This window comes from Sphingobium chlorophenolicum, from assembly GCF_000722875.1.
Lineage (GTDB): Bacteria > Pseudomonadota > Alphaproteobacteria > Sphingomonadales > Sphingomonadaceae > Sphingobium > Sphingobium chlorophenolicum.
Window position 1 is genome coordinate 20,828 of record NZ_JFHR01000022.1, and the last position, 25,832, is coordinate 46,659.

Annotated in this window: 24 protein-coding genes; 12 read left to right on the forward strand and 12 right to left on the reverse strand. The window is 63.8% G+C overall.

Features of this window, described 5'->3' with window-relative positions; all coding sequences use genetic code 11:
* Nucleotides 1-104 precede the first annotated feature (104 nt).
* Nucleotides 105-1,913: a sensor domain-containing diguanylate cyclase gene (locus BV95_RS10895; protein ID WP_037451335.1), complete on the forward strand. Its 1,809-nt coding sequence runs from the start codon at nucleotides 105-107 to the stop codon at nucleotides 1,911-1,913.
* Here the strand turns inward: BV95_RS10895 and BV95_RS10900 are convergent.
* Together BV95_RS10900 and BV95_RS10905 are read right to left on the reverse strand one after the other, a co-directional pair.
* Nucleotides 1,899-2,588, reverse strand: coding sequence for an ABC transporter ATP-binding protein (locus tag BV95_RS10900; RefSeq protein ID WP_037451337.1), 690 nt, complete (start codon nucleotides 2,586-2,588; stop codon nucleotides 1,899-1,901). The genes BV95_RS10895 and BV95_RS10900 overlap by 15 nt on opposite strands.
* Nucleotides 2,581-3,831: a lipoprotein-releasing ABC transporter permease subunit gene (locus tag BV95_RS10905; RefSeq protein ID WP_037451339.1), complete on the reverse strand. Its 1,251-nt coding sequence runs from the start codon at nucleotides 3,829-3,831 to the stop codon at nucleotides 2,581-2,583. The genes BV95_RS10900 and BV95_RS10905 overlap by 8 nt, the downstream gene beginning before the upstream one ends.
* A 468-nt stretch (nucleotides 3,832-4,299) precedes the next feature.
* Here BV95_RS10905 and BV95_RS10910 point away from each other — a divergent pair, with 468 nt between their 5' ends.
* A complete protein-coding gene (locus tag BV95_RS10910) occupies nucleotides 4,300-4,764 on the forward strand; it encodes an Hsp20 family protein (RefSeq protein WP_037451342.1) in 465 nt (154 codons plus the stop codon).
* A 52-nt stretch (nucleotides 4,765-4,816) separates the two neighbouring features.
* On the opposite strand, the gene BV95_RS10915 is transcribed toward BV95_RS10910, so the two are convergent.
* The 8 genes from BV95_RS10915 to ccmC form a co-directional block, all read right to left on the reverse strand.
* Nucleotides 4,817-6,745 (reverse strand): potassium transporter Kup, encoded by a 1,929-nt coding sequence (locus BV95_RS10915; RefSeq protein ID WP_037451345.1) that lies wholly within the window; start codon nucleotides 6,743-6,745, stop codon nucleotides 4,817-4,819.
* Between the two features lie 142 nt (nucleotides 6,746-6,887).
* The gene (locus BV95_RS10920) at nucleotides 6,888-7,523 is read right to left on the reverse strand and encodes a tetratricopeptide repeat protein (RefSeq protein WP_037451347.1); all 636 of its coding nucleotides are present in this window, start codon (nucleotides 7,521-7,523) and stop codon (nucleotides 6,888-6,890) included.
* On the reverse strand, nucleotides 7,520-7,945 hold the full coding sequence (locus BV95_RS10925) for a cytochrome c-type biogenesis protein (RefSeq protein WP_037451352.1): 426 nt from the start codon (nucleotides 7,943-7,945) through the stop codon (nucleotides 7,520-7,522). The genes BV95_RS10920 and BV95_RS10925 overlap by 4 nt, the downstream gene beginning before the upstream one ends.
* The gene (locus BV95_RS10930; protein WP_174544423.1) at nucleotides 7,942-8,469 is read right to left on the reverse strand and encodes a DsbE family thiol:disulfide interchange protein; all 528 of its coding nucleotides are present in this window, start codon (nucleotides 8,467-8,469) and stop codon (nucleotides 7,942-7,944) included. Before BV95_RS10930 ends, BV95_RS10925 begins: the two co-directional genes overlap by 4 nt.
* Entirely contained in the window at nucleotides 8,466-10,406 is a 1,941-nt protein-coding gene (locus tag BV95_RS10935; RefSeq protein WP_037451357.1) for a heme lyase CcmF/NrfE family subunit, read from the reverse strand. Before BV95_RS10935 ends, BV95_RS10930 begins: the two co-directional genes overlap by 4 nt.
* A gap of 13 nt (nucleotides 10,407-10,419) precedes the next feature.
* Nucleotides 10,420-10,866 (reverse strand): cytochrome c maturation protein CcmE, encoded by a 447-nt coding sequence (gene ccmE / locus BV95_RS10940; RefSeq protein ID WP_037451362.1) that lies wholly within the window; start codon nucleotides 10,864-10,866, stop codon nucleotides 10,420-10,422.
* Nucleotides 10,863-10,988 carry a hypothetical protein gene (locus BV95_RS24745; protein WP_013846764.1) on the reverse strand — a complete coding sequence of 42 codons (126 nt, stop codon included), beginning with the start codon at nucleotides 10,986-10,988 and terminating at the stop codon, nucleotides 10,863-10,865. The genes ccmE and BV95_RS24745 overlap by 4 nt, the downstream gene beginning before the upstream one ends.
* 4 nt (nucleotides 10,989-10,992) lie before the next feature.
* Nucleotides 10,993-11,718, reverse strand: a complete 726-nt coding sequence (gene ccmC / locus BV95_RS10945; protein ID WP_037451363.1) for a heme ABC transporter permease CcmC — start codon at nucleotides 11,716-11,718, stop codon at nucleotides 10,993-10,995.
* 200 nt (nucleotides 11,719-11,918) lie between these two features.
* Here ccmC and purF point away from each other — a divergent pair, with 200 nt between their 5' ends.
* On the forward strand, nucleotides 11,919-13,379 hold the full coding sequence (purF, locus tag BV95_RS10950) for an amidophosphoribosyltransferase (protein ID WP_234703152.1): 1,461 nt from the start codon (nucleotides 11,919-11,921) through the stop codon (nucleotides 13,377-13,379).
* 84 nt (nucleotides 13,380-13,463) lie between these two features.
* Nucleotides 13,464-14,174, forward strand: a complete 711-nt coding sequence (locus BV95_RS10955; protein WP_037451367.1) for an SDR family NAD(P)-dependent oxidoreductase — start codon at nucleotides 13,464-13,466, stop codon at nucleotides 14,172-14,174.
* Between the two features lie 185 nt (nucleotides 14,175-14,359).
* Here BV95_RS10955 and BV95_RS10960 read toward each other — a convergent pair whose 3' ends face one another.
* Nucleotides 14,360-15,625, reverse strand: a complete 1,266-nt coding sequence (locus tag BV95_RS10960; RefSeq protein WP_037451370.1) for an SAM-dependent methyltransferase — start codon at nucleotides 15,623-15,625, stop codon at nucleotides 14,360-14,362.
* A 35-nt stretch (nucleotides 15,626-15,660) separates the two neighbouring features.
* Complete coding sequence (locus BV95_RS10965; protein WP_037451373.1) at nucleotides 15,661-17,037, reverse strand: cryptochrome/photolyase family protein; 1,377 nt, start codon at nucleotides 17,035-17,037, stop codon at nucleotides 15,661-15,663.
* Between the two features lie 182 nt (nucleotides 17,038-17,219).
* Between BV95_RS10965 and BV95_RS10970 the strand changes: the two genes are divergently transcribed.
* From BV95_RS10970 to BV95_RS11005, 8 genes are all read left to right on the forward strand, one after another.
* Nucleotides 17,220-17,705 carry an RNA pyrophosphohydrolase gene (locus BV95_RS10970; protein ID WP_037451456.1) on the forward strand — a complete coding sequence of 162 codons (486 nt, stop codon included), beginning with the start codon at nucleotides 17,220-17,222 and terminating at the stop codon, nucleotides 17,703-17,705.
* A gap of 37 nt (nucleotides 17,706-17,742) precedes the next feature.
* On the forward strand, nucleotides 17,743-18,642 hold the full coding sequence (locus BV95_RS10975) for a DUF481 domain-containing protein (RefSeq protein WP_037451376.1): 900 nt from the start codon (nucleotides 17,743-17,745) through the stop codon (nucleotides 18,640-18,642).
* Nucleotides 18,643-18,686: 44 nt separating this feature from the next.
* Nucleotides 18,687-19,910: a hydrolase gene (locus BV95_RS10980; RefSeq protein WP_037451378.1), complete on the forward strand. Its 1,224-nt coding sequence runs from the start codon at nucleotides 18,687-18,689 to the stop codon at nucleotides 19,908-19,910.
* Nucleotides 19,907-20,926, forward strand: coding sequence for an arginine N-succinyltransferase (locus BV95_RS10985; protein WP_037451381.1), 1,020 nt, complete (start codon nucleotides 19,907-19,909; stop codon nucleotides 20,924-20,926). The genes BV95_RS10980 and BV95_RS10985 overlap by 4 nt, the downstream gene beginning before the upstream one ends.
* The gene (locus BV95_RS10990; RefSeq protein WP_037451383.1) at nucleotides 20,923-22,182 is read left to right on the forward strand and encodes an N-succinylarginine dihydrolase; all 1,260 of its coding nucleotides are present in this window, start codon (nucleotides 20,923-20,925) and stop codon (nucleotides 22,180-22,182) included. Before BV95_RS10985 ends, BV95_RS10990 begins: the two co-directional genes overlap by 4 nt.
* 25 nt (nucleotides 22,183-22,207) lie before the next feature.
* Entirely contained in the window at nucleotides 22,208-22,432 is a 225-nt protein-coding gene (locus BV95_RS10995; RefSeq protein WP_037451386.1) for a hypothetical protein, read from the forward strand.
* Nucleotides 22,433-22,479: 47 nt separating this feature from the next.
* Nucleotides 22,480-23,931, forward strand: coding sequence for a cobyric acid synthase (locus tag BV95_RS11000; protein ID WP_037451459.1), 1,452 nt, complete (start codon nucleotides 22,480-22,482; stop codon nucleotides 23,929-23,931).
* Nucleotides 23,932-24,118: 187 nt separating this feature from the next.
* Complete coding sequence (locus BV95_RS11005) at nucleotides 24,119-25,831, forward strand: type I secretion system permease/ATPase (RefSeq protein WP_081873352.1); 1,713 nt, start codon at nucleotides 24,119-24,121, stop codon at nucleotides 25,829-25,831.
* Nucleotide 25,832 lies beyond the last annotated feature (1 nt).

Below are 25,832 nucleotides of genomic sequence, written 5' to 3' on the forward strand. Positions count from 1 at the left end.
ATTCGACGCCAGCCCCCGGATCAAGAAAGTCGTGGGTAAAATGGGGCAGCCCGCAGCCGCCGGTTAACGTCTCTCCAACAATTTGGGTCTAGCTTGGCAGGATTATGCGCTTATCCACCATCACCAATTACGCCTATGGCGCCACCGTGGCCCTGACGCTGCTGTCGGGGGCCGTCATGCTGATGGCCTCCAGCACCGAAGAGAAAGAACGGGCAGCCGTCGAACAGCGGGCCCTATTCGACCAGATGACCGCCACGCTGGAAGAGGACAGCTATCGCCTGACGGAACAGGCGCGCGCCTTTGCGATCACGGGCGACCCCTCTCACATCATCGCCTATCGCCGGGAAAAGGCGGCATTGCGCTCGGTCGAACAGAGGATCACCCATCTGCGCGATCAGGGAGCCGGCATTGCCGAACTCGCGGCGCTGCGGGACGGTCTGCACTGGGCCGACGCCCTGATCGACGAGCAGGAAGCCGCCATCAAGGCCGCCCAAAGCGGCGACCAGGCAACAGCGCGCCAGATATTGTTCGGCGACGAATATGGCCGGGAACTCGATCGCGTCGCCGCCCAGATCGGCAAATTTCAATATATGCTGGACCAGCGCACGGAAAATACCGTGCGGCAGGCGACCGATGCGGCGCGGCAATGGCGCTTCATGTCGGAAATCATGCTGGGCGCGACCGCCCTGCTGTTCCTGTGCGTCCTTTATTTCATCCTGAAACAGCGCATCCTGCGCCCGGTGGTGCGGCTGAGCGATGTCGTGTCCCGTCTGGCGGCGCAGGATTTTGCCGCCGTCCCGCCCGACTTCCCGCAAGTCGACGAAATTGGCGACATGGCGCAGGCCATCCGCATCTTCCGGGAAAACGGGCTGGAAAGGCAAAGGCTGGAGCAGGAAAGGGATGCGGACCGCATCACGCGGGACCAGCTTTCGCGCATGACGCAGCGTTTGCAGGGATGCGACAATATCGGCGATCTGGTGGAGGTTGTCCGGCGTTTCGCGCCGGAAATCGCCCCCGGCTTTGCTGGACGCCTTTATATTCACGATTCCCGCCGCAATGTGATGGCGCAGGCCTGCGACTGGCTGTCGCCCCGCCAGTCGGGCGAGGAATTCGCGCCGACCGCCTGCTGGGCGCTGCGGCGGGGCCAGATTCACAAGCCGACCGGGGAACTGGTCGACATTCCGTGCGAACATCTGGCCGGAAACATCGTGGCCTCCACCATCTGCATTCCGCTGACGGCGCAGGGCGAAAGCATCGGCCTGCTCTATGTCGAACAGCCTGATGACACGACTGCCGACCAAATCGGCCGCACGGAAAGATATCTGGAGATGCTGGCGGAGAATATCAGCCTGGCGCTCGCCAATCTGCGCCTGCGCGATGCGCTGCGGCAGATGGCTATGGCCGATCCGCTGACCGGCCTTGCCAATCGTCGCCGCTTCGACGCGGTGTTCAGGGAGCAGGTGCTCCATGCTGAAGCCACCATGGCGCCGCTCGCCTGCCTGATCGCGGATATCGACCATTTCAAGCGGTTCAACGATACCCATGGCCATGATGCGGGCGATGCCGTGCTGCGCGCCGTGGGCGGGGTGCTGAACGAGGCGTTGCGCGAAAAGGATTGCGCTTTCCGCCTGGGCGGCGAGGAATTCCTGCTGCTCATGCCCGGCTTCGCGCAGGATCAGGCGATCGACCGCGCCATCCAGGTGCAGCAGAAATTGCAGGAACTGCGCGTCGAGCATCGCGGCGAGGAATTGGGGCCGGTCACCGCATCCTTCGGCCTTGCCGTCTTCCCAGACCACGGGCGGGCGGAGACGCTGGTGCGAACGGCCGACGCCGCGCTGCTCCGGGCGAAGAACCAGGGCCGCAACCAGATCGTCATCGCGACGGTCCGGGATACGGCGTCACACCTGGCCTGAAACATCCTCCAGCAGTCCTTCGTGAAGGCGGACCACCCGGTCCATCTTCTCGGCCAGCCGTTCATTATGGGTCGCCACCAGCGCGGCGGAGCCTTCCTCCCGCACCAGGCGCAGGAATTCGGCCAGCACGACATCGGCGGTCCGCTCGTCCAGATTGCCGGTGGGCTCGTCCGCCAGCACCAGCGCGGGCCGGTTGGCGAGCGCCCGCGCCACGGCCACGCGCTGCTGCTCGCCGCCCGAAAGCTGGCTCGGCCGATGCTCCAGCCGATGGCCAAGGCCCAATGATCCCAACAGGGATTCGGCGCGGGCACGGGCAGTCGTCATGTCGGTGTCTCGTATCACCTGCGGCAATATGACATTCTCCACCGCGTTGAAGTCCGGCAGCAGATGGTGGAATTGATAGACGAAACCCAGCGCGTCCCGGCGCAACCGCGTCCGCCCGTCATTGTCCAGCTTCGCCGCTTCCTCGCCCGCGATGCGGATCGATCCGTCGAAGCCGCCCTCCAGCAATCCCACCGCCTGGAGCAGCGTCGATTTCCCCGATCCCGACGGGCCGAGCAACGCCACGATCTCCCCCGGCGCAACCGACAGGTCGACGCCGCGCAGCACCTCTATGGTGACGCCGCCTTGGGTGAAGCTGCGCTTGAGGCCCCCGACCTTCAATATGTCATTCATAACGCAGCACCTGCACGGGATCGGTATTGGCGGCCTTGAACGCGGGATAAAGCGTCGCCAGAAAGCTGAAGATCAGCGCCATCAGGCAGATGATGGCGATCTCCACGGGATCAGGCTTGGCAGGCAATTCGGTAAGGAAACGGATCGAGGGATCCCACAGATTCTGCCCTGTCAGGAACTGGATCGCATTCACCACGCTCTGGCGAAAGAACAGGAAAGTGAAGCCCAGCACCATGCCCGCCGCCATGCCCAGCGTGCCGATCGTGACTCCCACCGTCATGAATATCTTGACCAATCCCACACGGCTCGCCCCCATGGTCCGCAGGATCGCGATGTCCCGCGTCTTCGCGCGCACCAGCATGATCAGCGACGAAAGGATGTTGAACACCGCCACCAGCACGATGATCGAAAGCACCACGAACATCGCGACCCGTTCCACCGCCAGCGCTTCGAACAGGGATGCGTTCATCTGCCGCCAGTCCGTCACCATCGCCCTTCCCGCAACTTTCCCGGCCAAAGGTTCTAATATGGCGGCGACCTTGTCGGCGTTCACCGTCTCGACCTCGATCATGCCGACTACATCGCCCAGCAGCAGCAGGGTCTGGGCATCCTCCATCGGCATGACGACGAACGCCTTGTCATAATCGTAGATGCCGACTTCGAAGATCGCGGCCACCTGATAGGAAACCTGCCGCGGCACCGTACCAAAGGGGGTCGAACGGCCCGCCGGATTGATGATGGTGATGCTGTCGCCCAGTTGGATGCCCAGATTTTCCGCCAGCCGCGAACCGATCGCTACTTTGTCTCCATTGGCCGTCAGCGCGCTCAGGCTGCCCGCGACCACTTTCGCCTTTAGGGTGGCGTTGTTGCGAATGTCGTTCACGGTCATGCCGCGCACCAGCACCGCTTCCACCCGGCCCTGAAAACTGCCCAGCAGCGGCTGCTCGATCAGCGGCGTGGCGCTGGTGACGCCGGGCGTCGCCTTCGCCTCCTTCAACACCGCCTTCCAGTCCGGCAACCGCCCGCCATAGCCCTGAACAACGGCATGGCCGTTGAGCCCGACGATCTTGTCGAACAGTTCGGCGCGAAAGCCGTTCATCACGCTCATCACGATGATGAGCGCCGCCACGCCCAGCATCACCGCCACCAGGCTGATGCCCGCAACCAGGAAGATGAACCCCTCCCCCTTGCCGGGCAGCAGGTAACGCTTGGCGATCATGCGTTCGTATCGGGATAGAATCATGACGGCGCGGACGGCCTCTTATTGGGATAGGACAGACCGTCTAGCACGCTCTCGACCGACGGCAAGCATCAGCGGATTGTTGCACGGGAGCCACAGCCCCATCGGTAAAATCACAGGCGCCGGAAATAGCCCGTGACAGCGGCCTCCTCTGCCCATAGCAAGGCCTCGAAGCACAGGTAAATGGCCGTGGTTCAGGGATACTGCATCCCGTTTCGAGCTTAGGGGGCTAAGAAACGGTTGAGGCAGGCCAAGGGGGAGACGAGCAATCGTCCATTAGTACCCGGGTCGTGAACGCACGGCCCGGGTACTTTTCTTTCGGACGCATTTCCCGTTTCAAAATCCTCTTGAAACGCTCTTCCATCGAACCATATCGAATGCGTCCGGCCGCCATATGGGGTCGGACATGGTTCGCCGGATGCCTTGTTTCGGGTCCGGCAGGTTCATTTTGCTCTTTGGGAGATTATGACAATGCGTGGTTTTGACCTGACCCCCTATCGCCGCTCCACCGTGGGTTTCGACCGTCTGTTCGACCTGATCGAAAATAACGCGCGGTTGCAGCAAGGCGACAATTACCCCCCCTTCAACATCGAGCGTCTCTCCGAGGATCGCTATCGCGTCACACTGGCCGTGGCGGGCTTCCGCACGGATGAGATCGACATCACGGCCCAGCAAAACCTGCTCCAGGTGACCGGGCGGAAGGAAGAGGCGCAAGGCGGCGAGCGCGCGCGCTTCCTGCATGTCGGCATCGCCAACCGCAGCTTCGAACGCCGCTTCGAACTCGCCGATTTCGTGCGGGTGGAGAAGGCCGATCTGGCTGACGGCCTGCTGACCATCGAACTGGTGCGCGAAGTTCCGGAGGCAATGAAGCCGAAGAAGATCGCCATCAACGGCGGCCAGCTTGTCGAGATCAACGGCGACCGCGACGCCGCCTGAGATCGTTCGAATGAGAAATGGGGCGCGGCTGGATGGCCGCGCCCTTTTTTCGTCAGATTTCGACCTGACTGCCCAATTCGACGACACGATTGGTAGGCAGGCGGAAGAATTCCATCGCGCTTTCCGCGTTGCGCAGCATCCAGGCGAATATCTTCTCACGCCACAGCGGCATGCCCGGCTTGGCGGACGGCAGCAGCGTCTGCCGGGCCAGGAAGAAGCTCGTATCCATCATCCTGAACGCCTCACCACAACCGGTCACATTTTTGAGCGCGGCGGGAACATCCGGTTCCTGCATGAAGCCATATTGCAGGACCAGACGGAAAAAGCCCCGGCCCAAATCCTCCAGCCTGCACCGCCCGTCATCCTCGACCACGGGCACATCCTTGATCTTGACGGTCAGCAGGATGACCCGCTCGTGCAGCACTTTATTGTGCTTGAGGTTGTGCAGCAGTGCATGGGGCACGCCGTCGGGCGTCGAGGTCATGAAGACCGCCGTTCCGGGCACCCGAACGGCGCTGTTCGCCGCCGATGCGACGAAGACGGGGATCGGCATGGCCGCTTCGCGCAGCCGGTCCTGCACCAGCCGCCGTCCCCGCGACCAGGTGGTGAGCAGCGTGAAGATCACGAAGCCGATCAGCAGCGGGAACCAGCCGCCCGCAGGCACTTTCGTCAGGTTGGCCGCCAGATAGGCGCCATCCACCAGGAACAGCACCGCCAGCAGCGGCACGGAATAATACCAGCGCCATTTCCAAAGCCGATAGAGCAGGACGGTCAACAGCACATTGTCGATGAACATCGCGCCGGTGACAGCGATGCCATAGGCGGCGGTCAGGTTCGAAGAGGTCTGGAACACCAGCACCAGCAGTATCACCATGACCATCAACCCCCAGTTGATGAGGGGGATATATATCTGCCCGGCGGTCGACGCGCTGGTATGCGCGATCCGCAGGCGAGGCATGAAACCAAGCTGGATCGCCTGCTGCGTGACGGAGAAAGCGCCGGAAATCACCGCCTGGCTGGCGATGATCGCGGCCAGCGTGGCCAGGCCCACCAGCGGCAATTGCGCCCATTGCGGCGCCAGATAATAGAAGGGGCTGTGCAGCGCCGCCGCCCCCTCCCGAAACAGCAGCGCGCCCTGCCCCATATAGTTCATCATGAGGGCAGGCAGGACGAAGGTCAGCCATGACACGCGGATCGGGCTGCGTCCGAAATGGCCCATATCCGCATAGAGCGCTTCGGCCCCCGTCACCGCCAGCACGACCGCGCCCAGGGCCAGGAAGGCGGGCAGCGGGTCGGTCACGAAGAACATGACGGCCCAATAGGGGTTGAACGCGTAGAGGATGCCCGGCGTCTTGACGATGCTCAGGATGCCCAGCACCGCGATCGTCAGGAAATAGAAGAGCATGATCGGGCCGAACAGCGAAGCGACGCGATTGGTCCCCAATCCCTGTATCCAGAACAGGCCCAGCAATATCAGGACGGCCGCAGGCAGGATCAGCGGCGCAAGGTCGGAATTATAGACCGCCAGCCCCTCCACCGCCGACAGCACGGAAACCGCGGGCGTGATCATCGAATCGCCGTAGAAGAGCGATGTCGCGAACACCCCCAACAGGACGATTCCCCGCGACCATCGCTGCGTCTTGGTCTGGCCGTTGATCAACGCCAGCAGGGCCAGGCTGCCGCCCTCTCCCTTATTGTCGGCGCGCATGATGACGGTGACATATTTCAGCGTCACGACCAGCATCATCGACCAGAACATCAGGCTGATGACGCCCAATATATGGTCCGGGTCCAGGTCCAGATGATGATGCCCGGCGAAGGTTTCCCGGAATGCGTAGAGCGGGCTGGTGCCGATGTCCCCGAACACGATCCCGATCGCGCCGACCACCAGCTTCAGCGTGGCCTTCTGTCCCGCATGACCGTGATCATGGGCGCTTTCGTCATCGGCGCGCAAGTCGCTGCCGGTGATCTCGTCAGCCATGAAGAAAATGCCGAATTGTCATGATCTTTGGACACCCGAACGGGGAAGAGGCCCGTCTTGTCATTCCATAAGCCCCCGCAAACCGCCGCGCCCTATCATGGCTCCAGGGTGGAGGCAATGATGGCGCTGCGGCTTTGATCGCTTATCGGTTGGCGGACCCAAGCATGGCGTCGATACGCGCAATGTTGCTTTCCAGTTCCTTCCTGACCTCGCTATCTTCCGGCGCGCTGGCGGCGAGCGGCGCCCAGAGAGCGCGGGCCTCCCTGAGCTGCCCGGCACGGGCCAGCGCCAATCCGTAGAAATAGCGGGGCGCCGGACCTTCCGGATCAATCGCCATGGCGCGGCGATAGGCGAAATCGGCAGAGGGAGACAGCACCCCGCCCGCATGCGCGACCAGCGCATTGCCGAATCCCAGCCACAGATTGGGATCGTCAGGCGTGGCGCGAAGACCCGACAGCAGGACGTTCGCGGCGTCCTTCGTCTTCCCCTGACGTCCAAGGGCGTCGGACAGCATCAACCACTGGCCCGCCTCGCCATAGCGTTCGGCAAGGCCACGGCGCTGTTCGGCAAGCTTTTCGTCAAAGGCCGCCCCGCCCTTGTCAGCCGCCTGCCGGGGCGAACCCGCCAGTCCCGGACGCCCCTGCCAGGCATAGCCGGCAAGGCCGAATAGCAGCGCAGCAGCGGCGATTTCCCACGTCGAACGCGGAATCCGGCCAATCGCGACCAGTCCCACGCTGACGACGATAACCAATAGCGCGGCGATGATCCAACCGGTCATGACCGCCTCCCCCGCTTGATCCGACCGCGCAGCAGCAGCAGCCCCAGCCCCAGCAGAACCAGCGGCGCGGCCCAAAGCGGCCACAGGATGGGTTCGGCGGTCGGCTCGTAACTCACCCAGTCACCATAACGCTCGATCAGCCAGGCGCGAATATGTTCAGGCTCCTCGCCCTTCATGATCCTTTCGCGAACCTGCGAACGCAGATCGCCCGCCATGCTGGCATTGCTGTCGGCAATGGACTGGCTCTGGCAGGTCAGGCAGCGGATCGTTTCCATCAGCGTCCGCGCCTTCTTCTCCAACGCCGGGTCGTCGATCTGGCGGTCGGCATAGGGTGCGGGCGGCAGCGCGGACTGGGCGAAGGCGGGCTGGGCGAAGGCGGGCGCGCCCAGCATCAGCGCCAGCAGGGCGATCAGCATCCTCATTGCGCGTTCCTCAGCCGGTCGAGGATCATCGGCACGTCATCCTCCCGGATGTCGCCGACATGCTGATAGGCGATGCGGCCCTTGCCATCGATGATGAAGCTTTCGGGAACGCCGGACGATCCCAGCGCGATCTGCACCTCGCTCCGCGCATCCAGGCCGACGCGGGAATAGGGATTGCCATAGCGTTTGAGGAAGGCGTCCACATCGGGCCGCGCGTCCCGGATGGCGATGGCGTCGATCTCCACGCCCGCCTGTTTGAGCGCCAGCAATTGCGGCGCTTCGGCGGCGCAGGGCACGCACCAGCTTGCGAAGATATTGAGCAGGCGCGGCTTCCCAGTGGCGAGTTCCGCGCTCGCCAGCGGCGGCCGGTCGCTCGAGGCGGCAGGCAGGACGAAGGCGGGTAGCGCCTTGCCCACCAGTTTAGAACTGATGATCCGGTCGTCCGGACGCAGCAGTCCGCTCGCGAAAAGCCCGAAAAAGCCAAGGAACAACGCCAGCGGCAACCAGATGAGCAGCTTCCTCATGCGGCAGCCTCCACGGCCTTCCGCGCCCGCCATTTAAGCAGCCAGCCGCGCCGCTCCCGCCCGACCAGCGCCAGCGCGCCGCCCAATGCGATCAGGAAGCCGCCGAACCAGATCAGCGTCACGAATGGCTTCCACCAGATGCGAAGCTGCCAACGCCCCTCATCCGCCTCCTGTCCCAGCACGACATAGAGCTGCCCATTCCAGCGCGTCAGCAAGGCCGCCTCCGTCGTGGTCGTCGGCGGAGAGGCGAAAAAGCGCGACTGCGGATGGATCAGGACAGGCTCTCCACCGCCCCGGCTCGCTTCCATGTCAGCCTGAAGCGCGGTCCAATTATCGCCCGCAATCGGCAATATCTGCTTGAAACGAAGCGTCCAGCCAGCCGTCTCGACCGTGTCGCCGGGACGGGCGGCGACCAGCTTCTCCACCGTAAGGGCAGAATCGCAGGCCATGCCAGCCAGACTGACCGCACAGCCCAAATGGGCGATCACCATGCCCCAGGTAAAGAGCGGCGTCCGGCGCAGATTGCGCTTCCAGAGCGGTGCAATGCTCCCCACGCCAACCGCCAGCGCAATCACCAGACCCAGGAAAGGTAAAATACCGATCCGGCCCCAGGCCAATGCCGCCAGCGTCAGGAAAACCAGTCCCCCCACCACCAGCGGAACCGCCAAGCGCCGGGTCACTTCCCGCATCCGGTCGCGCCGCCAGCGGGTCAGCGGGCCGACGATCATCGCGATCATCAGAGCCAGAGCGATGGGGCCCGCGATACGGTCGAAATAGGGCGCGCCCACCGACACCTTATGGCCGAAGGCTTCGGTCAGCAGCGGATAGAGCGTGCCGATCAGCACCAGCCCCAATATCACCGAAAGCAGCAAATTGTTGACGACCAGCATCGTTTCCCGGCTGACCAGTTCGAACGGAGCGCCCTCCCGAACCGCGCCCACGCGCCAGCCGAACAGCGCCAGCGCCCCGCCGATATAGATGCCAAGCAGCGCCAGAATGAAGGTGCCGCGCTCCGGATCGACCGCAAAAGCATGGACGCTGGTCAATATGCCCGACCGGACCAGGAAAGTGCCGACCATCGACATGGAGAAAGCCACCACCGCCAACATCACCGTCCACGCCCGCAGGGCGTCGCGGGTCGCCAGCACCGTCACGCTATGCAGCAACGCCGTGGCCGCCAGCCAGGGCATGAGCGAGGCGTTTTCCACCGGGTCCCAGAACCACCAGCCGCCCCAGCCCAATTCATAATAGGCCCAATAGCTGCCCGCGGTGATCCCCAGCGTCAGCAAAATCCACGCGCCCAGCACCCATGGCCGCATGGCGCGGGCGAAGGCCGCGTCCACCTGCCGGGTCAGCAGCGCCCCTACCGCAAAGGAAAAGGCCACGGACAAGCCCACATAGCCAAGGTAAAGCGTCGGCGGATGGAAGGCGAGGCCGGGGTCCTGCAACAGCGGGTTAAGCCCCTGCCCGTCCGCCGCCGGAGGATCGATCCGCGCAAAGGGATTGGAGGCAAACAGCAGGAAGGCATAAAAGCCCAGACTGATCGCCGCCTGCCCGCCCAAAGTCGCCATATGGGTTTCGCGCCGCAAGGCCCGCTCGAACAGGGCGACGGCCGCGCCCGCGACGCCCATCACCGTGACCCAGAGCAGCATCGACCCTTCATGATTGCCCCAGGTTCCCGCGAATTTGTAAAGCCAGGGCTTCATCGAATGGCTGTTCGTGACGACCAGCAGGACCGACATGTCAGAACGCAGGAACAAGGTGATCAGCAAGGCAAAGGCCACCGCCGTCAGCCCCCCCTGCGCCACCGCCACAGGCCGCACGGCGCCGAGCAGTTCGCTCTTGCCCCCCGCCAGCCCAATCGCCGCCAGCGCCAATTGAAGCAGCGCCAACGACGCGGCGAGCCACAATGCGGCCAAACCCGCTTCAGCGATCATGAACGCCCCCGCTTCACCGGTCCACCTTCATCTTGTGGCTCTTCTCGTCATATTGCATGCCTTCCAACTCGCGCGGCATGTAACGCTCGTCATGCTTGGCCAGCAGATTGGTGGCCTGGAACGTGCCCCCAACATCAAACGCCCCCTCCGCGACCACGCCCGAACCTTCGCGGAACAGGTCGGGGGTTATACCCTTGAAGCTCGCCGGAACGGTCGCCTTGCCGTCAGTGACGTCGAAATGAACCGTGACGCCATCGCTGGCCCGTTTGAGGCTGCCCTTCACCACCATGCCGCCCAGCCGGATCGCTTTGCCCGGCTCAACGCCCTTGGTCTTCACGTCGTGGGGAGCGTAGAAATAAGCCGCCTCATCCTTGAGCGCGGAAGCCGCCAGCAGGCCCGCGCCGATCAGCGCGACCAGAGCGACCAGCGCCAGGATCAGCCTTTGATGCTTCGCCTTCATGCCCGGTCCGCCGACGCCCTGCTTTCAGCGCCGCGCATGGCGCGCCAACTCAGCAGGCTGATCAGCCCGGTCCCCGACAAGGTCAGCGCATAGGCGCCGATGACGAAAGCCCACTGGTTCATAGCATCACCCTCGCGCCAGACGCTGCATCCGCGCCTCGACCTTGTTCTGCGCCAATATGGCGCGCATGCGCATCAGCACGATTGCAGCGAAAAGCAAGGTGAATCCAAGCAAGGTTAACCCCAGCGGCCAGAGCAGCGCCGTATCGATGCTCGACCCGCGCAGGGTGATGCTCGGCCCCTGATGCAGGCTGTTCCACCACACCACCGACCGGTTGATGATCGGGATGTTGATCGCCCCAACCAGCCCGAAAATCGCGGTCACGGGGCTGACCCCTCCACCGTTCCCCTGCCGCGCGCTGGCATTGCCGAGCGCGATATAACCGAGGTAAAGGAAGAACAACACCAGCATGGACGTCATGCGCCCGTCCCATTCCCACCATGTGCCCCAGGTCGGCCGCCCCCAGATCGAACCGGTGATCAGGCAGATCGCGGTGAAGAAGGCCCCCGGCACGGCGATGGCCCGTCCGGCAATGGCCGCCAGTGGATGGCGCCACACGAGTTGCATCAGCGCGGCTACGGCGATGCCGGTCCATCCCCCCATGCCCAGCCAGGCGGCGGGCACATGAATATAGAGAATGCGCACCGTATCGCCCTGAAGATAGTCGGCCGGCGTCACGAACAGGCCGCAGCCCGCCCCGATCAGCAGCAGGATAAGCCCCGGCCAGAACAGCCAGACCGTCAGCGGCCGGGCAATTTTGAGGAAGCGTGCAGGATTGGCGAAACGATGCATGAGAAGAGGCTATTAGCTTTCCCGATGCCTCAAGGCCAGTGGGCCTTTTGCCCTATTTAAATCGCCGGGAAATCGCGTTCGGTCCTTTGCCGCGCCTTTTTTGTGACAGACAGGCGACAAATCGTCCCCGACGCACTATATGCGCGCGAAAGCCGCCCCGATGGGAGCGGACAGGATTGGCAATGGACCATCAAAAACCCATGTTTACGACGAACCCGTTCGACGACGACAAGCTGCGTGAGGAATGCGGCATTTTCGGCGTTTTCAACGCTGAAACCGCTTCCGCCATGGTGGCTCTTGGCCTTCACGCACTCCAGCATCGGGGTCAGGAAGCAGCCGGCATCACCAGTTGGGACGGCCATGATTTCCACACCCACCGGGCGATGGGACATGTGGCCGGGAATTTCGACCGCGATGAAGTGATTCGCGGCCTGCCGGGCGGCGCGGCCTGCGGCCATGTCCGCTACTCCACCACGGGCGAAACCTCGCTGCGCAACGTCCAGCCGCTTTATGCGGAACTGAGTTCCGGCGGTTTCGCGGTCGCGCATAACGGCAATATCTCCAATGCCATGAAGCTGCGTCGGGAACTGATCCGCCGCGGTTCCATCTTCCAGTCGACCTCCGACACCGAAGTCATCATCCATCTGGTCGCCACCTCCACCTACCGCACCCTGCTCGACAAGTTCATCGACGCGCTCAAGCAGGTGGAGGGCGCCTATTCGCTGATCGTCATGACGCCCGAAGGCATGGTCGCCTGCCGCGATCCGCTGGGCATCCGGCCGCTGGTGATGGGCAAGCTGGGGGATTCGATCATCTTCGCTTCGGAAACCGTCGCCTTCGACGTGGTCGGCGCGGAACATGTCCGTTCCATCGATCCGGGCGAACTGGTCATCGTCACCCATGACGGCGAAGTGCGCAGCCACCGCCCGTTCGGCGAAACGCACGCGCGCCCCTGCATCTTCGAACATGTCTATTTCAGCCGCCCCGATTCGGTGGTCGACGGCTCCAGCGTCTATTCGGTGCGCAAGGCCATCGGCGCGCAGCTCGCCATCGAAAATCCGGTCGAGGCGGATTATGTCATTCCCGTGCCCGACAGCGGCGTCCCGGCGGCGATCGGCTATGCCCAGCAGTCGGGCATTCCCTTCGAACTGGGCATCATCCGCTCGCACTATATCGGGCGCACCTTCATCCAGCCCGGCGACAAGGTCCGCCATCTGGGCGTGAAGCTGAAGCATAACGCCAACCGCGCCCTGATAGAGGGCAAGCGCATCGTCCTGATCGACGATTCGATCGTGCGCGGCACCACCAGCCTGAAAATCGTGCAGATGATGCGCGAAGCGGGCGCCAAGGAAGTGCATATGCGCATCGCCAGCCCGCCGACTAGGCATAGCTGCTTCTATGGCGTCGACACGCCGGAACGGACCAAGCTGCTGGCGCATCGGCTGGACATTGGCGGAATGCAGGACTTCATCCATGCCGACAGCCTGTCCTTCATCTCCATCGACGGCCTGTACAAGGCGCTGGGAGAGGCGAAGCGGGCCGACATTCGGCCGCAATATTGCGACGCCTGCTTCACCGGCGATTATCCCACCACGCTGACCGACCAGGACGAAGCCGTGGTGCAGAACCAGCTCGAACTGCTGGCCGAACGGGTGGTCTGACCGCTTTCTTTTCCGCTATTCGACAGGCCCGAAGCGCTTCGCCTTCGGGCCTGTTCCTTTACCGACCCTGATGAGGGAATTTCCATGTCGACACAGCCTCTTTCCGGCAAGCTAGCCCTCGTCACCGGAGCCAGTCGCGGCATCGGCGCCGCCACGGCGGAAGCATTGGCCGCCGCCGGGGCGCATGTCATCCTGACCGCGCGCACCAATGGCGGGCTGGAAGAGGTGGAGGACCGCATCCACCAGGCGGGCGGCAGCGCGACCATCGCGCCGCTGGACCTGATCGACGGGGAAAGCATCGGGCGGCTGGCCCACGCCATTTCGGGGCGGTGGCAGGCACTGGACATATTGGTCCTGAATGCGGCGACGCTGGGCAGTCTGGCGTCGGTCCCGGCCGTCGACGCGAAGGAATTCTCGCGCGTCCTGACGCTGAACGTCGCCGCGCCTCAGGCATTGATCGCGGCTTTCGACGGCATGCTCCGGGCCAGCGGCAATGCGCGGGTGGTGGCCCTCACCTCCTCCGTCGGTACGCAGCCGCGGGCCTACTGGGGCGCTTATGGGGCTTCGAAGGCGGCACTGGAAACGCTGGTCAGCGCCTATGGCGAAGAGGTGAAGAATATCTCAGCCATCCGCACCCATATCGTGGATCCGGGCGCGACCAGCACGGCCATGCGCGCGCGGGCATTTCCGGGTGAAGACCCGGCGACCCTCAAAGAACCGGCCGTCGTGGGACAGGCGATCCTGGACCTGGTGATCGCGGATAGACCGGATGGCTACCGGACGCGCATCGACTAGCACAGCCGGGTAAATCCTCCCTACGCGAAGCGTGGGGAGGGGGACCGCTCGCATAGCGAGTGGTGGAGGGGAAGATTCGGAGGTCGTGCCCTATTCCCCTCCACCAGCCTTCGGCCGGTCCCCCTCCCCATCTCCCGATGGGGAGGAACAGGATAGGTCCGCCTTTCCAAACCGAACTCCTCATTCTAAACCGGCTTCACCAGCGTGACCTGCGCGACATCGATCCCGCCGCCACGAAACCCGCCTTCGCAATAGATCAGATAATAGCGCCACAGATCGACAAAATGCTGGTCGAAACTGGCCGGCAGCAATCCCTTGTCGATCACCCGGTCGAAACGTTCGCGCCACCGCCGCAGCGTTTCGGCATAATGCAGTCCAAAGCGGCGCACATCCCGCCATTCCAGACCCTGCGCCTCCGCCAGAGCGCGAAAACGGCTTTCCGAAATCAACATGCCGCCCGGAAAAATATAGGTCTGGATAAAATCCGCCCCACGGGCATAGCCTTCAAATATCGCGTCATCGATCAAGATATATTGAACCGCGGCCCGACCTCCGGGTTTCAGCAGACGGGCAATCGCTTCCAGATAGGCGGGCCAGTAACGTTCCCCCACCGCCTCCACCATCTCCACGCTGGCGATGGCGTCATATTGCCCCTGGGCGTCGCGATAATCCTGCAAGATGACGTTCGCCCCCGATCCCAGCCGGTCACGGGCATAATGCGCCTGCTCCACCGACAAGGTCAGCCCGTCATAGCGTATCGGACAACGCGCCATCGCCTGCTCGGCCAGACCGCCCCAGCCGCAACCGATCTCCAGCAGCGAATCGCCCTCGCTCAGGTCGAGCCGGTCGAGAATGGCGTCGACCTTACGCTCCTGCGCCCGCTCCAGACTCTCGATCCGATCGTCCGGATCGCGGAACAGGCCGCTGGAATAATGCATCCCCCGGTCGAGCCACAATTGGTAGAAATCATTCCCCAGATCATAATGATAGGCGATGTTCCGGCGGCTGCCCTTGCGGCTGTTGCGGCGCGCCCAGTGCACCGCCCGGCCGATCCAGCGCGCAGGGCCGTGCGGCCGGGCGACATTGCCCAGACTGACGGCATTGGCCATGAACAGCGCGAACAGCGGAACCGGGTCGGGACTGCTCCACTCCCCCCGCGCCCAGGCCCGGTACCAGCCCGCCGATCCCCCAGCGATCAGCCGAAGCAGCGCCCGCCAGCGCAGCAGATGCACCTCGCATTCCGGCCCCGCTGCGCGACCGCCCAACAGGCGCTGGCTGCCGTCCGGCAGAAAGGCGTGCAGCGCCCCCTTCTCCAGCCCCAGATCAATGCGGTCGAGCAGCTTGTGGAACAAATGGGCCGCGATTTGCTCCGGCCAGCCATGGCGGCGACGGTCCAGCGGTCTCCTCACCGGCACTGCCGCCCTGCCGCGACGGGGATCAATGGCGTTCATATTGCCACTCTGCCCCATGGTTTACGGCATCGCAATCATCGCTTGCCATGGCCCCAGGCGGCCAGGGCCCTTTCCCGCCCCTCCCGATGGCCGATGCGCTTGGCCGGGTAATCTGGCGGGCAGACGCCATGGGCGTCGGGGTCATGGATATGTTCATCGTCCAGATGCGCCAATTCGGGCACCCACGTCCTGATATAGCCGGCGGCATCGAACTTCTCCGACTGGGTCAGGGGCGCCATGATGCGGGAAAAGATATTGGCATCGACGCCGCTGCCCGCAACCCATTGCCAGTTGACGCTGTTGTTGGCGTAGCTGGCGTCGACCAGCGTATCCCAGAACCAGCGCGCGCCATGCCGCCAGTCGATCAGCAGATGCTTGATCAGGAAACTCGCCGCGATCATCCGGACGCGATTGTGCATCCATCCGGTCGTCCAAAGCTGGCGCATGCCCGCATCCACGATCGGATAGCCCGTCCGCCCCGTCTTCCACGCCTTGAAGTCGCTTCCGGCCGCTCGAAGGTCGCGCCACGGCATGGCGTCGAAAGCCGGGCGGGCATTTTCCGAACCATAAGTGGGCATGGCCCAGATTTGCGTATGGGCATAGTCGCGCCAGACCAGTTCCTTGAGGAAGGTCGTCGCGTCATCCCCCGTTCCGACGATCCGGTGCCAGACATAGGCGGGCGAAACCTCCCCGAAATGAAGATGAGGCGAAAGACGCGACGTCCCTTCCTGAGACGGCAGGTTCCGCGCCACGTCATAATCCGCCGCTTCGTCCAGAAATGCCGCCACATTGGCCCGCGCCCCGGCCTCTCCGGGGGTCCAGTCGCTGGAAAAGGCGACCGCCCAATCCGGTTTCGCAGGCAGAAGGTCCCAGTCGGCCAGCGAATCGCTTGTCGGCCAATCCGAAGGCGCATCGATGCGGGAAGGCGCGCGCACCGGCGTCGCGGGCGGCATCTGCTCCATCACGGCGCGGGCGAAGGGGGTATATATCCGGTAACTGCTTCCCCCGCCCGTCCGCACCGCGCCCGGCGGCAGCAGCAAGCCGCCGTCATGCAGGCAAAGGTCCAGTCTCTTGGCGACCGCCTTCTCCGCATTGCGCCACCATGGCTCATAATGGTGCAACGCATGGACGCGCCGCGCTCCAACTTCCTCCGCGATGGCCACTAGCTGCTCGACGCTATCGCCTTGCCTCAGGATCAGGCGGGAACCCCTTTCCCGCAGACTCGCGTCCAGGCTCGCCAGGCTATGATGCAGCCACCAGCGGGAAGCCCCGCCCATCTTCCACTGACGGGGCGCCTGATCGTCCAGCACATAGACGGGAATCACCGGCCCCTCCCGCACGGCGGCGGCCAGCGCAGCCTGATCGGCAAGGCGCAGGTCCTGACGAAGCCATAGCAGAACGGGGGTCGACATGAACGGGGCATGCCATGGGCGGTGCGCGCTTCCAAGCCTTTGCAACCATTTGATGCGAAGCGCTGCACAAATCGCCGCTTCGGGGATTTTCCTCCATGGACGCGGCGCGTACCGCCGCTTATTCTCGCACTGCACAAAGTGACATGCCCGACGACATGCCGGGATAACGATCAGGGACTATGATGGCGTCGATGCCGAATGATTCAGAACACGCTTACCGGCCTTGCGTCGGTATCATGCTCGTCAACATGGATGGTCAGGTTTTCGTCGGCCAGAGGATCGATAATGTGGTCGAGGCCTGGCAGATGCCGCAGGGCGGCATCGACGACGGCGAAGACATGAAGACCGCTGCCCTGCGCGAACTGCATGAGGAAACCGGCATCGTCCGCGACCATGTGGAGATCATCGCCAAGGCCCGCGAGGAGCATTTCTACGACCTGCCCCCGGAACTGATCGGCAAGCTGTGGGGCGGCAAATATCGCGGCCAGCGGCAATATTGGTTCCTCGCCCGTTTCCTGGGCACTGACGGGGATATCGACATCCAGACGGAACATCCCGAATTCCGCGAATGGAAATGGGCCGATCCGGAAAGCCTGCCGGACCTGATCGTGCCCTTCAAGCGCAAGCTCTATCGCGACATATTGCAGGAATTCAGGGACTTGATCTGAAGGAGTGCTGAAATCCGTCACCCTGCCGTGCAGGCGCATGCGTCATTGCCTGGCCGTCATTCCCCTGCTGCTGTCGACCCCGGCCTGGGCCGACTACCCCCTATTCCTGCCGCCCGCCGTCAGGGAGATGCTGGAAGCGGCGATCGCCAACGGCAATGAGACCGAGATCGCGACGGTGGCGAAGATCGCCAAGCAGACCAACCCCGGTTCCGCCGACGAAATCCAGCGCATGGTCAACAGTTGGAAGGACCGGACCAGGGCCACGCAGGAAAAGGTGATCCGGGAAGCCCGCTTCACCGAGCTATGGACAGGAAAGATCGAGGCCGGCGGGTTCCGCTCCACCGGTTCCACCAGCGAAATCGGCATCAGCGCCAGCGCGGCGATCAGGCGGACGGGCATCCAATGGTCGCACAAGCTGGCCGCCAGCATCGATTACCGCCGCGCCAACGGCGTGACGTCACGCGAACGCTACACGGCCAACTATGAACCGCGCTACGAATTCGACCCCAGGGGCTTTGCCTATGGCCTCGTCCAGTTCGAACGGGACACGTCCATCGGCTATGACGAGCGTTACACCGCCTCGGCCGGCATCGGTTACAAGCTGATCGTCAGCGAACCGATCGACCTTTCGGTGGATGCCGGTCCCTCCATCCGTCATGCCAAATATATCATCGGCGAACGCGAGACCAAATTGGGCGCGCGCGCGTCGATGGACTTCGCCTGGCGGCTGGCGCCCACCCTGACCTTCAAGCAGGTCGCGTCCGGCTATGCGGAAAGCGACGTCTACACGCTCAATTCCCTGACATCGCTGGTGACGAAAGTTGGGACGCGCTGGTCGGCGGCCTTTTCCTATAACGTCCTGTATGAATCGGAAACGCTGCTGTCGGCGCGGGATTTCGATACTTTGAGCCGCCTGACCCTCACTTATGACTTTTAGGTCGGGGGTGGAGGCGCCGCCTCCGCTCTGATAGGATCGACGGGATGAGAGGCATTTCGTCGTTCGAACGGAGCGTCATGGAAAGCGCGGCAGACGCGCCCATGCTCGCCCGGACTGAAAAATGGGCGGGGGTGAACAGCGGGTCGCGCAATCTGCCGGGCCTCGCCACGATGGCGGCCATGCTCGCGGATGCCTTTGCCGGATTGCCGGGCGCGATTTCTCTGGTCGATCCCGACCCTGTAGAGGCGGTTCGTCCCGACGGCCGGTTGGACCTGATCGCCCATGGCGACCATCTGCGCCTCTCCGTCCGGCCGGAAGCGCCCGTGCAGATCCTGCTCACCGGGCATATGGACACGGTCTTTCCGGCGGATCACGCCTTTCAGGCGCTGCGATGGGTCGATCCGGCCACATTGAACGGACCGGGCGTAGCGGACATGAAGGGCGGACTTGCCGTCATGCTTGCGGCCCTGAGCGCCTTCGAGACAGCGCCGGGCGCGGAGCGGCTGGGCTATGACGTCATCATCAACAGCGATGAGGAAGTGGGCAGCCCCTCCTCGGCCGCCCTGTTGCGGCAGGTCGCGGCGGGTAAGCTGGCCGCCTTCACCTATGAACCCGCCCTGCCCGACGGGACTTTGGCGGGTGCGCGGGCGGGCAGCGGCAATTTCGCCATCATCGTCACCGGCCGAAGCGCGCATGCGGGCCGCAATCCGCAGGACGGGCGAAACGCGCTGCTGGCCGCCGCCGATCTGGCGCTGCGGCTGAAGGCGGGCAGCAACACCGGCTTGTCCTGCAATCCGGCACGGATAGAGGGCGGCAGTCCCAATAATGTCGTGCCCGACCATGCCGTGCTGCACGTCAATTTCCGACCAAGGACGCCCGCCGACGAACAGGCCGCCGACATATTGCTGAAGGATGCGATGGCGCAGGTCGCGCGGGATCATGACGTGACGCTGCACGGCCATGGCGGCTTCGGCCGCCCGCCCAAGCCGATGGATGCGCAGGCGGAGGCGCTGTTCAGGCTGGTCCAGCAATGCGGGGCAGACCTCAGCCTTCCCATCGCCTGGCGGGACACGGGTGGCGTGTGCGACGGCAATAATATCGCGGCCTGCGGCGTGCCCGTGGTCGACACGATGGGCGTGCGCGGCGGCGATATTCACAGCGATTGCGAATATCTGATCGTCGACAGCCTCGCCGAACGGGCACAACTGTCGGCCCTGGCGCTGCTCCGGATTGCCGAAGGACGTTTCACGAAGGGGATGAAGGCGTGAGTTTTTTCATGCGCACCGCACGCGCCGACGATCTACAGACCCTTTACGAGATGGCCAAGCTGACCGGCGGCGGCTTCACCAACCTGCCGCCCGACCGCAAATCGCTTGCCGCCAAGCTGGAACGGACCGAACAGGCCCTGTCGCGCCAAACCGAAAGCGTCGACGATGAACTGATCGTCATGGTGCTGGAAAATGGCCAGACCGGTCAGGTTCGCGGCACCTGCCAGATTTTCAGCAAGGTCGGGCAAAGCTGGCCCTTCTATTCCTACCGGCTGGGCGTACTGACCCAGCATAGCCGCGAACTTTCCCGGACCTTCCGGGCGGAGATGCTCTCGCTCGTCACCGATCTGGAGGGGTCGACGGAAGTGGGTGGCCTGTTCCTGCACCCTCGCGAGCGGGCCGAGGGTCTGGGCCTGCTGCTGGCGCGCAGCCGCTATCTCTACATCCGCAATCATCGCGCCCGTTTCGGGGAGAGGATCATCGCGGAACTGCGCGGCGTGATCGACGAGGCGGGCGGATCGCCCTTCTGGGATGGCCTCGCCGGACGCTTCTTCGGCATGAGCTTTCAGGAGGCGGACGAATTCAACGCCGTCAACGGCAACCAGTTCATCGCCGACCTGATGCCCAAGACGCCGATCTACACCGCCATGCTGACCGACAGCGCGCGCGGCGTCATCGGCATGCCGCACCCCAATGGCCGGGCAGCGATGCGGATGCTGGAGACCGAAGGCTTCACCAATCCCGGCTATGTCGATATTTTCGACGGCGGCCCGACCATGGTGGGACAGATCAACGCCCTGCGCACCATTGCCCATGCCGCCGATGTCACCTTGGCCGCCGTCCATGAAAAGGGTGGGGACAAGGTGCTGATCGCCACCGGGATTCTGGCGGATTATCGCTGCGCCTATGGCTTCGCGCTCGAACGGGAGGATGGCGGCGTATCGCTCGACCAAGCGTCGGCGCAATTGCTGGGGCTGGAGCCGGGGCAGAATTTCACCATGGCGGAACGGGCATGACGGCAAGGGAGATCAATTTCGACGGCCTGATCGGCCCCAGCCATAATTATGCGGGCCTGAGCCTCGGCAATCTGGCGTCGGCGCGCAATGCGGGCGCGGTGTCGCACCCCAGGGCGGCCGCCTTGCAGGGGATAGAGAAGATGCGCTCCAATCTTCGCCTGGGCCTGACGCAGGGGCTGTTCCTGCCCCAGTGGCGGCCCGACGGAGCGTGGCTGGCGGCGCTCGGCACCGATATCGGCGATGCGGAGCCGCATATCCGCGCAGCCGCCATGTCGGCTTCCTCCATGTGGGCGGCCAATGCCGCCACCGTTTCGCCCGCAGCCGACACGGCGGACGGGCGAACCCACCTGACGGTCGCCAATCTCGTCACCATGCCGCATCGCAGCCATGAATGGCCGCAGACGCTGGCGCAGTTACGGATCGCCTTTTCCGACCGGAACGCCTTTGCGGTCCACGACCCCATCCCCGCCCCCTTCGGTGACGAGGGCGCGGCCAACCATATGCGCCTGTGCGATCATCATGGCGCGGCGGGCGTGGAGATATTCGTCTACGGCCAGTCTGGAGGCCCCTTCCCCGCCCGCCAGCATGTCGAGGCGAGCAAGGCCGTCGCCCGGCTGCACCAACTCGATCCGGATCGCACCCTGTTCGTCATGCAGTCGGAAGAGGCCATCGCGGCGGGCGCCTTTCACAATGACGTGGTGGCCGTCGCCAATGAGCGCGTCCTCTTCACCCATGAACAGGCCTTTACCGACAAGGAGCGCTTCTACGCCGATCTGCGGGCAAAGCTGCCGTCGGTGGAGATCATAGAGGTTCCCGCCAGCGCCATCAGCCTGTCCGACGCGATCCGCAGCTATATCTTCAACGCGCAACTCGTGACATTGCCGGATGGCATCATGGCGCTGGTCCTCCCGACAGAGGCGCGGGACATGCCGAACATATGGGGCTGGCTGGAGCAGATGGTCGCCGGCAACGGTCCCATCCGGAAGCTGGCGCCGGTCGACGTACGCCAGTCCATGGCCAATGGCGGCGGCCCCGCCTGCCTGCGGCTGCGCGTGGTGGCCGATCCAGCCCATATCGATCCGCGCTTCCTGGTGGACGAGGCGAAGCTGGACGGCATCGCCGCCATCGTGCGGGACTATTGGCCCGAAGCCATCGCGCCGGACGACCTGGCCGACACCCGTCTGATCGCCCGGATCGAACAATCATGGTTAACCCTTGTTGACCATTTGCAGCTTTCGGGCGATTTAATTCCCTGACGGCGGGCAAGCCGGATGGGACTCGATGGAACGGATCAAACGCCTTTTCACTATCAAGACGAAGTTCGAGGCGTTTCTGGTGATCTACGCCCTGGCCCTTGGCGCGACCGAGCGCGGCATCGTCTATATGCACCAATATCCTGGCACGGGCGGCCATTTGCTGGCGCTGGTCTGCACGGGCAGCGTCTTCATGGCGGGCGGCATGATCCTGGATACCGTGGAAATGCGGCGCAGCGCGTTTTTCTTCTAGGCCGATAAACACTTGTATCGGCCCGGCGCGCCATGCAGGAGCGCGTCATGGCTGCCATCATGCTTCAGGGAACGGGATCGGACGTCGGCAAATCCTTGCTGGTCGCCGGGATTTGCCGCGCGTTGGTCCGTCGGGGATATAGCGTCCGGCCGTTCAAGCCGCAGAATATGTCCAACAATGCCGCCGTCACCGCCGACGGCGGAGAGATCGGACGGGCGCAGGCGCTGCAAGCCATCGCGGCTGGCGTCGAACCGCATACGGACATGAACCCAGTCCTGCTGAAGCCGCAGGCCGACCGCACGTCGCAGCTTGTCGTCCATGGGCAAGTGCGCGGCAAGCTGGGAAGCAGCAACTTCCGCTCGGCGCGGGGCGAATTGCTGGAGGCGGTGCTGGCCAGCTATCGCCGGTTGCAGGCGCAATGCGACATCGTCGTGGTGGAAGGCGCCGGATCGCCCGCCGAGGTCAATTTGCGGGCGGGCGACATCGCCAATATGGGCTTTGCGCGGGCCGTCGACGTGCCGGTGATATTGGTGGGCGACATCGACCGGGGCGGCGTGATCGCGGCCGTCGCCGGGACGAAGGCGGTGATCGATCCGGCCGACGCGGCGATGATCCGTGGCTTCCTGATCAACAAGTTTCGGGGCGATCCCGCCCTGTTCGAGGATGGTTATCGCCATATCGAGCATCTGACCGGCTGGAAGGGCTTTGGCGTCGTCCCCTGGCTCGGTCAGGCCGTGCGTTTGCCGAGCGAGGACGCCGTGGTGCTGGAACGCAGGCAGGGCGGCGCGGGCGAAAGGCTGATGATCGCCTGCCCCATCCTTCCCCGGATCGCCAATTTCGACGATCTCGACCCGCTGAAGCTGGAGCCGGGCGTCGATGTCGTCATGGTGCCGCCGGGCCAGCCCATTCCGGCCGAGGCGGCGCTCATCATCCTGCCGGGATCGAAGGCGACCATCGCCGATTTGCAGGCGGTGCGGGATCAGGGATGGGACATCGATATCCGCGCTCATCACCGGCGCGGACGGCCGATATTGGGCATTTGTGGCGGCTATCAGATGCTGGGCCGCAGGATAGACGATCCGGACGGCATCGAAGGACCGCCGGGCGGCGTCGATGGTCTGGGCCTGCTGGACGTCGAAACGCGGCTGACCCCGGTCAAGACATTGGAACGAACCAACGGGACGGCGCTGGGCCAGGCATTTTCAGGCTATGAAATGCATGTCGGCGTAACCCATGGGCCGGACTGCGCCCGCCCCTTCGCCATCATGGAAGCGGGTCGACCGGATGGCGGGTCCAGCAAGGACGGCACGGTCATGGGCACCTACATCCATGGCCTGTTCGCCAGCACCGGGCTGCGCGCCGCCTTTCTGGCGCGGCTCGGCCATGAATCGGCGTCGGGCGACTATCAGGCCTCCGTCAATGATGCGCTGGATCAAATTGCCTCTCAGTTGGAAGAGCATGTGGATATGGACGGATTAATCCAAATTGCCATGGCGTGAAGCGGCAATGGCGCAAAAGAGGTAGTCGTGCCATCGCGGCACCATTCCGCATCTATGCTGTTGGTTATATTTACGAAAAATCGCCAACCTATTATGCTGAAACTTCGGATATAGCGCTCATAACATAGCTGATCCGGAGGAAGAGGCGGAACTTATGTTGCGTGACCTTCGCAAACCCGCCGGTCCGATGAAGGCTGCCCTGTCATCATGCAGGCGCCATTTCCTTTTTTCCTTGATATTCAGCGCATTGATGAACGTCCTTTACATCGGACCCGTTCTCTACATGCTGCAGGTATATGACCGAGTCATTGGGGGACAAGGCAAACTCACCCTCTTTTTCCTGACCCTCATCATCATCTTCGTCATCGGCACTTTGGCGCTGCTCGAACAGGTGCGCTCCCGCCTGCTGGTGCGGGCGAGCATCCGGTTCGACCGGCAGCTTTCCGGCCTGTTGCTCGACACCACGCTGAGCGGACGCGGCTCGACCGGCGAGACGATGAACAAGCAGGCCCTGCGGGAATTCGACACGCTGCGGCAGGCTCTGACCGGGCCGACGATCCTGTCCTTCTTCGATTTCCCCTGGAGTCCCGTCTACGTCATCGTCTGCTTCCTGATCCACCCGGCCATCGCGGCATTGGCGGTGGTGGGGGGCGGTATTCTCCTCTTCATCGCCTTCTGCAATGAGCGGCAGACCAACGCGCCTTTGAAACAGGCCAATGAGGCCGCGAACAAGGCCTATGTCAGCCAGGAGCAGACGCTTGCCGGGGCAGAGGTGATCCGCGCGCTCGGCATGCGGAGCGCGCTGGTGCGGCGGCATCTGATCGAACGCCGCGCCATGCTCAATCTTCAGGCCAGCGCAAGCTTCGCGGGCGGCCATTATGTCGCGATCAGCAAATTCGTTCGCCTGATCCTGCAATCGCTTGCCCTGGGCCTCGGCGCCTGGCTGGCCATCGACAATCAGATTTCGGCGGGCGCGATCTTCGCCTCCTCCTTCCTTGTGGGACGCGCGCTGACGCCCATCGACCAGTTGCTGGGGGCATGGCGCAACGTCGTCCATGCCCGCGCAAGCTACGAGACATTGAACGATTTGCTGGCAGCAAAGGAGGCGGACATCGCGCTCACCCGCCTACCCGCGCCGGTCGGCCATATCGCGGTCGAGCATCTGTCTTACTTCACGCCCGGCCAGGAAAAGCCGATATTGGCCGACATCAGCTTCACGGTCGAACCCGGCGAAGTCATCGCCGTCGTCGGGCCGAGCGGCGCGGGCAAGTCGACCCTGCTGCGCATGCTGTCCGGTGCGGCGCAGCCTCTGCGTGGATCGATCCGCTATGATGGCGCAAACATTCAGGATTGGGAATCGGAACGGCTTGCTGGCTTCGTCGGCTATCTGCCGCAGGACACGTCGCTGTTCGCCGGGACCATCAAGGAGAATATCGCCCGCTTCGGCAATTTCCTGTCGGACGATGGGGAAGCAATCGACAACAATGTGATCGAGGCGGCCCGGCTGAGCGGCGCGCACGACATGATCCAGGCTTTGCCGGGAGGGTATAATCTGACGCTGGGCTGGGGAGGACGCGGACTTTCCGCCGGGCAGGCGCAGCGCGTGGGACTGGCGCGGGCTCTTTATGGCGCGCCGCCGCTCGTCTTTCTGGACGAACCTAATGCGCATCTGGACGCCGAGGGAGAAGTGCGGCTGGTGGCGACGCTGGCCGATCTCAAGAAGAAGAACGCGTCGGTCATCATCGTCGCGCACCGCATGGGCATATTGGGCGTGGTCGACAAGATCATGGTGATGCGCGACGGGCGGGTGGAGGCCTTTGGCGGACGCGATGAAGTGCTGGGGCGGCTAAAGGCGATCCGGTCCGAAGAACATCCTGCGTCGCAGACCGCGGAGGGGTAAG